Consider the following 12080-nt stretch of genomic DNA (forward strand, 5'->3'; position numbering starts at 1 on the left):
GCAGCGCGTGACTGCAATCGCCAAATGGTGGGCTGAATGACACTTCGTAATCTTCTTCTGACTGGCGCGAGTAGCGCGCTTCTTCTTTCAGGCGCTGCACAGGCGCAGAATAGTGCGCCCGAAAGCCTGCTTCCTGCCGAGCGGGTGGAGCCGGCACAGCCGGACGCACCTGCAAATGCGCAAAGCGTCGAGGAAGCCTTCGGCGATATCCGCATGCAGAGCGGCGAAGTTGTGCAGGAAGTACCCTCGCTCGAAGGCGAATGGACGCTCGAACAGGTCGAAACCCTCCTCGCCTATATCCCGAACATTTCAGCCGAAGGCCTCAATCCCGCCGATTATCGCGCTGACGAATTGAGCGCGCTGCTTACGGCGAATGGTCCCGGTGCAGAAGTGAATGCGCTGGCCAGTCAAATCTTCGTCTGGCTGGTCGAAGACCTGCGCGATGGCCGCACGCCGATGGAATCGCGCCGCCAGTGGTTCGTCGTCGATCCGGACGCCGACCGCATGCCCACGTGGAAGCTCCTTGAAGACGCGCTGGCGAGCGGGGACATCGTCGGCACTCTTGATAGCCTCAACCCGGTGCATCCCGACTATGCGCGTTTGCGTGACGAACTTGCTTCGGAAACGGATGCCGGACGGATCAAGCTGATCCGGGCAAACATGGATCGCTGGCGCTGGCTTCCGCAGGACCTTGGCAAGCAATACCTGGTGACCAATGTGCCGGAATTCATGCTCCGCCTGACGGTCAATGGCCGCATCATCAAGAGCTATCGCACCGTGGTCGGCAAGCCCGGCCGCACGGCGACGCCGCAGCTTGCTGAAATGGTAGAGGCGGTGATCTACAATCCGACCTGGACCGTGCCGCAGTCGATCGTGAAGGGCGAAGGCCTTGGCGCGAAGGTCCTAAACAATCCCGGCTGGGCACGCAGCGCGGGCTACAAGGCGACCAAGGGCTCCAATGGCTGGGTGACCGTGGTCCAGCAGCCGGGCCCGCAGAACGCGCTCGGCCTGATGAAATTGGATATGCCGAACGAGCATGCCATCTTCCTCCACGACACGCCGAGCCGCCACCTGTTCGCTAATGAGAACCGCGCGCTCAGCCATGGCTGCATCCGTGTACAGGGTGCCCGCGAACTGGCCATGACCATGTCGCTGCTGGGCAATGCAAGTTCGAAGGACGAATTTCCCGCGATCATCGAGGAAGTGTCGGAAATCACCGGCAGCGGGGAATACACGCGCTACGCCATGAAGAAGCAGTGGCCGGTCTACATCACCTATTTCACGATGGCGACGGACGTCGACGGCAACCTCAAGACCTTCAAGGACCTCTACGATCGCGACGCGCCCGTGCTGGCAGCGCTGGATGCGCCGCGCCAGTCGGATCGTGCGCGCGAGACGAGTGAAGAAGCCGTCGAGATCATCGACGACATGCAGATCAGCTAAATCGGATCAGAAAAGGCCGGGGTTGGCGCGCTCGAAAGTGCCGCCGCCCGGCCTGCGGATCAGGTCGGTCTGCGCAATCGGTGGGGTACGGCGGCTGCCGTCGGCCTGGATGCCGAGACTTTCCGCATACAGCAGGCGTCCGCCGCTTAGGCTCAGCAGGACCTTGGCGAACTGGTCGGGCCCAAGGGCGAAACAGCCGTTGGAGCGGCCGAGCCTGCCCCACCGGGCGATGTGTTCCGGGCGCGCATATTCGGCCGGATGCATGACGATGGCACGCGGCAGGGCGTTGGAATTGGTCGGGTCGAGCCCGTCGAGCCTGATCGAGGTGCCATAGCGCCCGCGATACCAGCTGCGCGTCATGTAGGCGCCGCGACTGGTCGCCTCGCTCCCCTCGATATTGGAATAGCGCTTGAGCCAGCCGTCGTGCTCGCTGTCGGACCCGGTACCATGCGTCACGAAAAAGCTTTCGACGCGTTCGTTGTCGAGATCGACGAAATGGAAGCGCTGGTTGGCGGAATGGAGGCCGAAATCGGCAATGCCGACGATGTCCTTCTTCCAGATGCCTGCGCCAACACGGTCGAGCTGGTCGCGCGCGATGGCGATAAGCTGGCGATCCCTCGAGGCCGTCGGATTGACCTCGGCAAACACGCGTGCCGGCAGCGCCGCTGCGGCGCCTGCGGCAAGGGTGCCCTTGAGAAGATCGCGACGTTTCATCCTGCTCCATCCATATCACAGCCGAGGCTTACGGGAAATGAACGTTCGAAGCGTGCATTGGTGTCGGCGCAGGTGATCATCGAGCGGGCGTGGCGCTGCCCCACCTCGCGCGGATCCTTGCCGTATCCGCCGCCCAGCGCGCTGGCGATCGGCAAGCCGCGCCGCCGTGCCTGCTCGACCACGAAGCGGTCGCGCCGTTCGATGCCTGTGTCGGTAAGCGCCAGCCGACCGAGCCGGTCGTCGTCATGCACGTCCACGCCTGCCTGGTAGAGCACCATGTCGGGAGCGAAGCTCTCGAAGACGCGCGGCAAATGCCTGTCCAGCGCTTCGAGGAAGCCGTCGTCGTCGATCCCGTCGGCCAGCGGCACGTCGAGGCTGGAGCGGGCCTTGCGCACAGGGAAATTCTTCTCCGCATGGACCGAGAGGGTGAAGATATCGTCGCGCAGGGCGGTGAGGCTGGCGGTCCCGTCACCCTGGTGGACATCGAGGTCGATCACCAACACCCGCTGAGCATCGCCTTCCGCGATCAACCGGTTTGCGGCCACGGCAAGGTCGTTGAACACGCAATAGCCCGCCCCCGTGTCGTAGAGCGCGTGATGGCTTCCCGCAGCCGAGTTCGCCGCATATCCGTGCTTCTTCGCCAGTTGGGCGGCGAGCCATGTGCCGCCATTGGTGTGCTGCACGCGCTGGGAAATATGCGGCGTGACGGGAAAGCCGATGCGGCGTTCCTTCACCTGCGGCACGCTGGCGGTGAAGACTTCCTCGACGTAATCGGGACAGTGGATCGCTTCCAGCCAGCGGCGCGGCATTGGCGGCGGCGCGTGTTCGACCAGCGGATAGCCGCTTTGGCGCAGCGCCTCCATCACCGCCATGTACTTGTCGAAGCGGAATGTCCCGCGCGTGGGCGCGGGGGCCATGTAGTCTGCGTGGTGAACGACGTGGAGAATGGCTTGCTACCCGCGCTTCGCCTCGGCCTGCGCCACGAGCTTTTGCAGATTGGTGACGGCGGCCATCGTCGCGGCAGGCATTTCCGCGGCGACTGCCAGCCGTTCGGGTGCATTCTCTTTCAACCAGCGCACGGTCGGTGCGCCCGGATCGAGCCGCGATTGCGACAGGAAGGCGGAAACCTTGGGATTGCTCGCCCAGAGGAAGCGATTCATGCCCGTGCCGAGCAGGGTCCCGGCATAGCCATCGATATCGTCGACGAAGCTGACCGGCTTGCACAGCGCGTTCTTTTCTTCGTCGGTGTCGAAATTGGCCTCGACGAAAGCCGAAACTGCGGCGTTAAGCGTCACCAGCGGGACATGAAGCAGCTGGAGCGTGATCTTGCCTTCTTCCCACTGGGGGTAGACCGGCTTGGGACTGACGGCCGAAGCCGTGCAGTCGATGAACAGCGTATTTTCGGGGACCGCTTCCTCGCCCTCGGCGAGAACCATCTTGCCGGAATCGATCTCGTGGACCCGACCCTTGCGCACTACGTTCTTGATCAGGCGCAGCCGCTTGACCTCGCCCTCGGAGATCGTGGCGTAATGGAACATCTCCGGCTCGACATCGGTATCGATACGCAGCATGGCCCCGTCCCTTTCCAGCTGGTGGAAGAGCGCAGGCACGCTTTCGGCTGTCGCGGCCGCCTTCATCAGCTTGATCTGGCCGCCAACAGTGCTTTCGAAAAATTGTTCGCCCGGCTGGGTAATCGTCCGGTTGATCAGCCAGCTTTCGCGCGGCTTCACCCAGGTGATACGATCGGGTGCAATGCCCGCTTCGAGCAGCCAAACGCCGGCATCCATCGCGGTTTTTCCCGCGCCCAGGATGACGAAATGCTCCGGAACGCTTGCCGGGTCGCGCCATAGGTCCGGCAGCTTGCCGGGCACTTTGACCCGCACGCCCTCGCTCACCTCGAACTTGCGTTTGTGCGTGGTGGGCACCGAAGTGGCGAAATAGGTGGTGTCGACCAGCTTGCGCTTGACCGTCACGCCGGTCTCTTCCCCCGAAAGCACATTCCGGAAGCGGTGATCGCCAATGTACTCGCAATTGGGATAATAGCGGACGCGCCCGGTCGGCAGCAGGTGATCGCGCATGACTGACTGGAAATAGGCGACGACTTCGGGACCGCTCGCCTGTTCGAAAAAGCCCTTGTTGGGCCCGCTTTCATCGATCCGGTCGGTTCCCAGCGGCACCCCCTCGACCCCGTAGAGAGCGCTCGGCTGGTGCAGGGCGACGAAGGAATAGGCGTCGTTCCAGTGACCGCCGGGCGATGAATGCTTGTCGACCATGACGACATCGCAATCAGGGTCCTGCGCCAGCAGCGTGTCGACGAAGGACAGTGCGGTCGCACCCGCGCCAATGACCAGGTAGTCGGTTTCAAGGGTCATCGGCGTATTCCTTTGCAATTCGTCAGCTGGCGAGTCGGGCGAGCTCGGCGTAGATTTCGTCTTCGCTCCGGCTGGCGGCGTTACGCCAGGTGGTTGCCGTCTCGGGATTTACGAGGGCGCCAGACCCGTCGATCACCAGCACATTCGGCGTGCCGGGCAATTCATCGAGACCGAAGCGCTGCGCAATTTCGAGATTATGGCCATCGCCCGTCTGCGGCATCCCGACGTTCACGAAAACGAGTTCGTACTCGGACGCGATCAGGTCCTGGAACCGCGGCGTCTTCAGCCATCCGGCCAGAGCGCGGCTGTCGTGGCACCAATTCGCGCCCATTATGAGGAGGACGTGCTTGCCGCTGCTGTTTGCGCGGTCGAGAGCATGGCCCACATCCGCTGAAGCGTCGCTAGAGACCACGAAGGACCGCGCTTCTGGGTGATCGGCAGTCGAGAGAGGGGGTACGCTGGCGCAAGAGATGAGCAGCAGGGGCGCTCCAAGCGTAAGCGCAAAAGCCTTGAAGGCTGGCGAGAGCCTTGCTGCTTGCGAATCTTGTACCGGCTTCATTAGTGAGCGCTCAATTCCTGATATTGAAAAAGTACCGCTGCTCATCGCCTTCGTCAGGACCGATCCCGCGCTCCCCGACAGAATGCAGCAGTGCCGTCAGGCTAGGTGCGATAAGACGATATTCGCTTTCGTCCGGGCCAATCGCGATAATCTGTCCGACCGTTCCGCCTTCGGCGGGCGCCAAATCGATCGAAAGAGAATTGCCGCCGCCGTCTTTGGCCAGAGGTATCCATTCCGGACGATAGGAATAGGGTTGTATCGGATCACCCTCCCTGATTTCGGTCATGAAGTCATGGTCCAAAGACATCGCCTCGGAATTCCAATTTTCACTAATGAATGACCATTCTTGCCGTGCTTCCGCGAGCGACAGAAACTCGTAGGTGCCGAAAAAATTGCCTACATAGTCATCCTCGCCAAGTTCGACTGGATAGCCGAAACGGCGGCTGCCGTCCTCGCGAGGCACTGCGTCGTGAAACGGAGAAATTTGCCCGTTCGCAACCAGGTAGAGTGCTTTCACGTCGCCGGGAAGTTCCTGGCCGACGTCTGCTTCAAACGCGGCGATGGCTTCTGTCGTCGCGGGTGCATGCAGCTGCTCACGAATGCGAATTTTCCGCTCGTCGAAACGAGCGAGATAGGTCTCGAGACTGGCCTCGAAGCCTGCATCTCCGGTCATGGACGATCCTTCGGTATCACCGGGAGCCCCGGCACTCAAAATCGGCGAACATGCGAACAAAAAAGCGGCAGTGATACGCTTCATGCCGTAGCCACCTTGTGCGGGTCGAATGCCTCAGCTTCGCCAGCCTCGATCTTCGCGGCCTTCTCCTCGACGAGGCGGACGATGTGGTCGAGCATGTCTTCGCTCTCGATATGGTGATCCTTCACGCCCGAGAGGTAGACCATGTGCTTGCCCGAACCGCCGCCGGTCAGGCCGATATCGGTTTCGCGGGCTTCGCCGGGGCCGTTGACCACGCAGCCGAGGACCGAAAGGCTCATCGGCGTCTTGATGTGTTCGAGCCGCTTTTCGAGCGTCTCGACCGTGCGGATCACATCGAAACCCTGCCGCGAGCAGCTGGGGCAGGAAACGACGCGCACGCCGCGTGTACGCAGGCCGAGGGCCTTGAGCATTTCGAAGCCGACTTTCACTTCCTGCTCCGGCTCAGCCGAAAGCGAAACGCGGATAGTGTCGCCGATGCCCGCCCACAGCAGGCTGCCGATACCGATGGAGCTCTTGACCGTGCCGCCGATCAGGCCGCCAGCTTCGGTAATGCCGAGGTGGAGCGGGCAGTCCACGGCCTCTGCCAGCCCATGATAGGCCGCGACTGCGAGGAATACGTCGCTGGCCTTCACCGCGACCTTGTATTCGTGGAAGTCGTGGTCCTGCAGCAGTTTGATATGGTCGAGCGCGCTTTCGATCAGCGCTTCGGGGCAGGGCTCACCGTATTTTTCGAGCAAGTCCTTTTCCAGACTGCCGGCATTCACGCCGATACGGATGGCACAGCCATTTGCTTTCGCGGCGCGGACCACTTCGGCGACGCGATCTGACGAACCGATATTGCCCGGATTGATGCGCAGGCAGGCCGCGCCCTTGTCGGCCGCTTCGAGCGCGCGCTTGTAGTGGAAGTGGATGTCCGCGACGATCGGCACATTCGCCGCGCGGGTGATCTTGTCGAAATTCGCCGTCGATTCCTCGGTCGGGCAGGACACGCGGATAATGTCCGCGCCCACGTCCTCGCAGCGGCGGATCTGGTCGATCGTCGCAGCCACATCCTCTGTCGGGGTGTTGGTCATGGTCTGGACCGTAATCGGCGCATCGCCGCCGACGGCGACGTTACCGACCATGATTTGGCGGGACTTGCGGCGCTCTATATCGCGCCAGGGGCGTACGGAAGACATGGAGGGCGGTATAGAGACGCTTCGATGAAGGAGCAATGACAGGCAGCATGACTTACGGCATGAGAGCCACATGAGCGAAGCGACAGACGACGTAATGACCGATAGCGCGCTCCTGTTCGGGCGCGTGCTCGACGGGCAGGGCGGGGCGCGCCCGATCGAGTGGGAAGAGGCCATGGCCTGGCAACCGGCTGCGCCGGGAGAGGTGCTATGGCTGCATATCTGCCGCAACCGTCCGGGCGTGCAGCAATGGCTCCAGAACCAGCTGGGCGTTCCCGAACCCACGGCCGAACTGCTTACCAGCGACCAGACCCGTCCGCGCGCCTTCAGGGAGGGCGAGACGCTGGTCGGCACGCTGCGCGGGATCAACTTCAATCCGGGCGCGCAGCCGGAGGACATGATTTCCATGCAGCTATGGTGCGACGGCCGCCGGCTCATCACATTGCGTCGCCACCCGCTCCAGACCCCGCGCGAGGTCATGGCGCAGCTCGATCGCGGGGTCGGCCCACCGGACGCAGGCGCAACCATCACGCTGCTGGCAGAGCTGATGATTGCCCGCATGAGCCAGTCCATCGTCGACATGAACTACGTGCTCGACGAGCTGGAGGATGACGATCCGGAAGAACATGCGGAAGCCATGCTCTCCCGCATTTCGACGATCCGCCGCAATTGCCTTGGCCTCAAACGGCATATGGCTCCGCAGCACGAGGCGCTGGAGCAGATCAGCCGCGAGGCCCCTTACTGGTTCGAGGAGCACGACCGGCGCGAAATCGCCGAATCCATCGCGCGCCTGCGCCGCTATCTCGACGATATCGACATCAGCAAGGAAAGCGCACTGGTCCTGCAGGACGAATTGCGCGCTCGCAGCCTCGCCAGTAGCGAGCATGCGACCTACATGCTCACCATCGTGGCGGGCATCTTCCTGCCGCTGGGCTTTCTCACCGGCCTGCTCGGCATCAATGTCGGCGGGATGCCCGGCATGGACGATCCCGACGCATTCTGGGCCGTGGTCGCGCTATGCCTGTTCCTTTTTGTCGCGCTGATTGTCGTCTTCAGGCGCCTGCGCTGGCTCTAAGCCGCTTTCTACGCGGCTTTAGACGGCTGCAAATGCAGGATCGCCCCGCTTCCGGTGCTCACGTGCATTTTGCACGCTGCGCTCCGGGTCGTGGCGTTCCCACATTCTCGCTCGTCTATCGCCTGCGCAGAAACGCGGCTTAGAACTCCTTAGCCCCCGGCCATCTGCGAGGGGATGAATTCCTCGCGCACTGCCTTGGCGATCAGGTCCAGCGGAATGATGCCTTCGCTGAGCAGGAAGTCGTTGAAAGCCCTCTCGTTGAAGGCAGCGCCCAGTGCGAGTTCTGTTTCCACGCGCAGGTCGATCAGTTTGCGATAGCCGTAGTAATACGACCCTGCTTGGCCGGGCATGCGGAACTGGTAGCGATCGAGTTCCTGCTTGGTCATGCCGGGCGAGAACAGCGCTTCTTCGCGCAAGATCCGCTCTGCCTCTGCGCGCGACATCAGGCCGAGGTTGAGCGCCGGATCGAGGAAGGCGCGAGCCGCGCGCAGCAGTCGGAACTGCTGCGCGATGAACTGGCCCTCGATCGGCTCGTGCGGCATCATTTCGGCTTCCGCATAAAGCGCCCAGCCTTCGACGTTCACGCTGTTGAAGGCGTAAAGCATGCGCGCAAGGCTGACGCCCTGTGCGACGAGGGCTGCAAACTGCATTTCGTGACCGGGGCGCGCTTCGTGGGCGCTGAGCGTCCAGCTGGCGGCGGGGAAGTTGAAATCGTCATAGGCATCTTCCGCGCTCGCCGTCGGGTTGCCGACGGTGAGGACGAATGTGCCCTGTTCTCCGGTATTCCCGATCAGGCGCGGCGGCCGCATGTGCGGGGCCGGCTGCGCAGCGCTTTCCGCCTGGCTCGCAACGCGCATGTTCATCTCGTAATCGGGGAGCGAGACGATGTCGTGCGCGCGGATCTGGGCTTCAAGCTTGGCGTTCACATCGCGGTAGAAATCCTCGATCTCGTCATTGGGAATGGTCATAGCCTTGAGGCCGGCCATGACCGAAGCCATGTCCGTTTTTTCCCAGCCGTATTTCGCAGCGATCTGCGGTGCGAGCGCTTCCATCTGTGCACGCACTTCGTAGAAGCCGCGCCGTGCCTGGCTCATGGCTTCGCGCGGGTCCATTTCGATCCCGACCTCGCGCAGGCGCAGGGCATAGAGTTCTTCCGGCAGACGCGGATCGGTGCGTGCTGCAGGAACCACGGTTGCGGTGGTCCACTCTCCGTAATCGGTGAGCTGGGCCTCCATCGCATCCAGAGCCTCGTCCGCGCCTTCGATCTCGTACTTCGCAAACAGGTCGCGGATGCCGGCGACGAAGGTCGGGATCTTGCCGACCGATTCCTCCACCTCGACGCGGTAAGGGCCCATCTTGCCGTCGCCGCGGCTGGCTTCGAAGCGGGCCTTGGCCAGCTCGGTCATCGGCTGGGTATCGGGCCACAGCCCCGTGTAGCGCTGCAGCAGTTCCAGTGCCTTGGCGCGGCGATGTTCCGCAGTCTGGTCGGACAATAGCTGTCCGATATTGCCGAACATGGCCTGGCCGACTTCGGCGAATTCGAGCATTTCGCGATTGCTCAGCTCGATGCGCTCATTGTCCATTTCGAGCGAGTCGATCAGGATTTGGAGGTCCTGCAGGACGTAAGGGTTGGTTTCGACCTGCTTGGCCGTTTCGTATTCCGCGCTCAGCGCGCGCGCGGCGGCGACATAGCGTTCGTCCCGGTCGAGCGACATGTCGTTGACCAGCCCGTCATACTGCTCATAGCCCGCCGATGACGCGCCGGTCGGGAAGAAGCTCGCCTGAAGAGCAATCGCCTTTTGCGTATAGGCGTTGCTGGTTTCCACCCAGTCGGGCGTAGCGGGTGTCTCGGCAGCATCCTGGGCCAGCAGCGGGGCTGCGGGCAGGGCCGATGCGGCGGCAAGGGCGATGGCGGCGGCGAAAGTCTTCATGGGTAATCCCTCCTGTTGGCGGAGGACTGCCGAGCCGCGCGCCACTTGGCAAGCGCCGGCCCGACGAATGCGCTTTACCAGCGGACCAGCGGCGGAATTGCGAACCTGCCGACCAGCGCCATCAGGCCTACGGGCGCAATGTGCCACATGCCGAGGTGGTCGATCGTGTCGATCGGGCACGCAAGGCCATAGGCAAAGCTGCCGATCGCGCCTGCTGCAATGCCCGTGTATGTTCCTGCGGCATTGAGCGAAACCGGCGCACCGCGGCGCAGCCACAGCACCAGCGTTGTCGCAGTTACGAGGCCAAACGCCGCTCCGGCAAGAAAGCAATCGAGCCCGTAGGCGTCGTGCGACAATGCCGAGACCAGGCCGCCTGCACCCAGCATGAGTAGCGCGGTCAGCGGTAGCAGAGCGAGCATTGCCGACGACCAGCGCGCGCCATCATGGGTGTTGCCGACGCGCGGGCTGGCCATGCGCAGGACGGCCAAGGCCGCTGCTGCTCCAACCATGCCGAGCATTCCGTTGGCGATGAAGAAAACCCCCGACGCCTGTCCGGATACGATGCCGTGCCAAAGTCCATCGAGCAATTCGACGAGTACAACGGTGGCCACAGCCGACAACGCCACCAGTGCGATACCGTGTGTAAGCCGGATCGGTTTCACCGGGGCGAGATCGCCCGCCAGATCGTCGATCAGGGAATTAGGAACCCGGTTCATTGTCATTCGGCCTTTTCTACGAGCGCAGACAGTTTCTTCAGTCCGCGATGGATATTCACTTTGACCAGGCTTTCGCTCTGGCCGGTCTTGGCGGAAGCTTCGGAGATGGTCAGCCCTTCGATCTTGACCAGCTCGATAACCTCGGCCTGCTTGTCGGGGAGATGGACGAACAGCCGCTCCAGGCTCATGCGGGCCATGACGGCTTCTTCCTCGCTGTCCTCCGGCGCGTCGTGATCGCCAAGTTCGTCTTCGGCGCTGCGATAGACTTTGCGCAAATGGTCGATCCAGCGATAGCGTGCGATCGCGGCAAGCCAAGGATAGAAGGCCCGCGTCGGATCCCAGGTGGCGCGCTTGGTATGCACGGCCATCATGACCTCCTGCACCAGATCATCGAGCTGGGCGGGGGCCACGCGCTTCCTGAAATAGCGCTCGAGCCACAGCTGAACTTCGGACAGCAGCGCGCGGTAAATTGCGCGATCGCCTTTCTGCGAGGCGGCCATCATCTGTGCCATTGTGGCTTCATCGGCGATCATCGCGCGTCCTCCCCCGACCTTGCTATCACTTGGCCCGCCGCGAGGCGAGCGGCGCATCGAGCGAGATCGCTCCTGCCCCGCGCGACACCAGCACTGCCGCCATCGCGACCCACACGATGTGGGTGGTCCACCAGGCATCCGGGTAAACGAAGAACTGGATGACCAGCGTCATCACCAGCAGGGACAGTGCCGCAAAGCGTGTAAACAGGCCGAGCACCAGCAGGACCGGGAAAACGTGCTCGGCATAGGTTGCCATCGGCGCAGCTATATCGGCCGGTATGGGCAGGCCGGTATACTCGTATTCGAACAGGAAATTGGCGTTATCGCTGATCGATAGCGCACTTCCTTCCTCCACCTTGGTGCGGCCGGACCTCCAGAAAATCCCGGCCAGCGCGATGCGGGTCAGCAGTAGCGCCAGGCCTTCCGGCAGGCGCGAAGCCAGCCAGTCGGTCAAGCGGTCGTAGGGGGTCAACAATCTCTGCATGCGTCACCTGTCGGCTGGCCGGTAGGGGAGGAACGGCGAAGTAAGGCTCAGCGCTTGATCGCGGTCAGCGAGCCTTTGCCCTTGGGCGTCTGAATCGTTTCGCAGGTGCCCTTCTTGACCAGCTTCCAGGCATTGCCCTGGTAATCGCGGGTGGATGTACCGGCGCAGCTTGTGCCCGGTCCGGCGGCGCAGTCGTTTTCGCCGGCTTTGGCGACGCCGTAACACTTCTCCATAGCAGGGCGCTTCTGGGCCGCGGCCGGGCTGGCGACCATGGTGGTGGCAACGCCAGCGGTAAGGGCGAGCCCGGCAATACGGGCGATCGATTGGCTGTTCATGGCAAGTCTCTCTCGAATGATGCGTCCG

The 12080-nt window shown here is 62.7% G+C and carries 13 protein-coding genes; 2 read left to right on the forward strand and 11 right to left on the reverse strand.

The window, feature by feature from the left end; all coding sequences use genetic code 11:
* Nucleotides 1-36 precede the first annotated feature (36 nt).
* Nucleotides 37-1443, forward strand: coding sequence for a L,D-transpeptidase family protein (locus GRI34_RS12310; RefSeq protein ID WP_160596176.1), 1407 nt, complete (start codon nucleotides 37-39; stop codon nucleotides 1441-1443).
* Nucleotides 1444-1449: 6 nt separating this feature from the next.
* Here the strand turns inward: GRI34_RS12310 and GRI34_RS12315 are convergent, their stop codons facing one another.
* The 6 genes from GRI34_RS12315 to ispG are packed head-to-tail and all read right to left on the reverse strand — an operon-like array spanning nucleotide 1450 to nucleotide 6981.
* Nucleotides 1450-2157, reverse strand: coding sequence for a murein L,D-transpeptidase catalytic domain-containing protein (locus tag GRI34_RS12315; protein WP_160596177.1), 708 nt, complete (start codon nucleotides 2155-2157; stop codon nucleotides 1450-1452).
* The gene (locus GRI34_RS12320) at nucleotides 2154-3074 is read right to left on the reverse strand and encodes a histone deacetylase family protein (protein WP_199800169.1); all 921 of its coding nucleotides are present in this window, start codon (nucleotides 3072-3074) and stop codon (nucleotides 2154-2156) included. The genes GRI34_RS12315 and GRI34_RS12320 overlap by 4 nt, the downstream gene beginning before the upstream one ends.
* Before the next feature lie 36 nt (nucleotides 3075-3110).
* Nucleotides 3111-4529 carry an NAD(P)-binding protein gene (locus GRI34_RS12325; RefSeq protein ID WP_160596178.1) on the reverse strand — a complete coding sequence of 473 codons (1419 nt, stop codon included), beginning with the start codon at nucleotides 4527-4529 and terminating at the stop codon, nucleotides 3111-3113.
* A 22-nt stretch (nucleotides 4530-4551) separates the two neighbouring features.
* A complete protein-coding gene (locus GRI34_RS12330; protein WP_160596179.1) occupies nucleotides 4552-5088 on the reverse strand; it encodes a thioredoxin family protein in 537 nt (178 codons plus the stop codon).
* Nucleotides 5089-5098: 10 nt separating this feature from the next.
* Nucleotides 5099-5845, reverse strand: a complete 747-nt coding sequence (locus GRI34_RS12335; RefSeq protein WP_160596180.1) for an SMI1/KNR4 family protein — start codon at nucleotides 5843-5845, stop codon at nucleotides 5099-5101.
* The gene (gene ispG, locus GRI34_RS12340) at nucleotides 5842-6981 is read right to left on the reverse strand and encodes a flavodoxin-dependent (E)-4-hydroxy-3-methylbut-2-enyl-diphosphate synthase (protein WP_160596181.1); all 1140 of its coding nucleotides are present in this window, start codon (nucleotides 6979-6981) and stop codon (nucleotides 5842-5844) included. Before ispG ends, GRI34_RS12335 begins: the two co-directional genes overlap by 4 nt.
* A gap of 70 nt (nucleotides 6982-7051) precedes the next feature.
* Here ispG and GRI34_RS12345 point away from each other — a divergent pair, with 70 nt between their 5' ends.
* On the forward strand, nucleotides 7052-8053 hold the full coding sequence (locus tag GRI34_RS12345) for a zinc transporter ZntB (protein ID WP_160596182.1): 1002 nt from the start codon (nucleotides 7052-7054) through the stop codon (nucleotides 8051-8053).
* Between the two features lie 149 nt (nucleotides 8054-8202).
* Here the strand turns inward: GRI34_RS12345 and GRI34_RS12350 are convergent, their stop codons facing one another.
* The 5 genes from GRI34_RS12350 to GRI34_RS12370 form a co-directional block, all read right to left on the reverse strand.
* Nucleotides 8203-9984 carry a DUF885 domain-containing protein gene (locus GRI34_RS12350; protein WP_160596183.1) on the reverse strand — a complete coding sequence of 594 codons (1782 nt, stop codon included), beginning with the start codon at nucleotides 9982-9984 and terminating at the stop codon, nucleotides 8203-8205.
* Between the two features lie 74 nt (nucleotides 9985-10058).
* Nucleotides 10059-10700 (reverse strand): DUF1109 domain-containing protein, encoded by a 642-nt coding sequence (locus GRI34_RS12355; protein WP_160596184.1) that lies wholly within the window; start codon nucleotides 10698-10700, stop codon nucleotides 10059-10061.
* Nucleotides 10701-10702: 2 nt separating this feature from the next.
* A complete protein-coding gene (locus GRI34_RS12360) occupies nucleotides 10703-11233 on the reverse strand; it encodes a sigma-70 family RNA polymerase sigma factor (RefSeq protein WP_160596185.1) in 531 nt (176 codons plus the stop codon).
* Between the two features lie 25 nt (nucleotides 11234-11258).
* Entirely contained in the window at nucleotides 11259-11717 is a 459-nt protein-coding gene (locus GRI34_RS12365) for a DoxX family protein (RefSeq protein WP_160596186.1), read from the reverse strand.
* A 47-nt stretch (nucleotides 11718-11764) separates the two neighbouring features.
* Nucleotides 11765-12052 carry a BufA1 family periplasmic bufferin-type metallophore gene (locus GRI34_RS12370; RefSeq protein ID WP_160596187.1) on the reverse strand — a complete coding sequence of 96 codons (288 nt, stop codon included), beginning with the start codon at nucleotides 12050-12052 and terminating at the stop codon, nucleotides 11765-11767.
* Nucleotides 12053-12080 lie beyond the last annotated feature (28 nt).

Origin of the sequence: Qipengyuania aquimaris (assembly GCF_009827445.1) — a bacterium.
GTDB lineage: Bacteria > Pseudomonadota > Alphaproteobacteria > Sphingomonadales > Sphingomonadaceae > Qipengyuania > Qipengyuania aquimaris.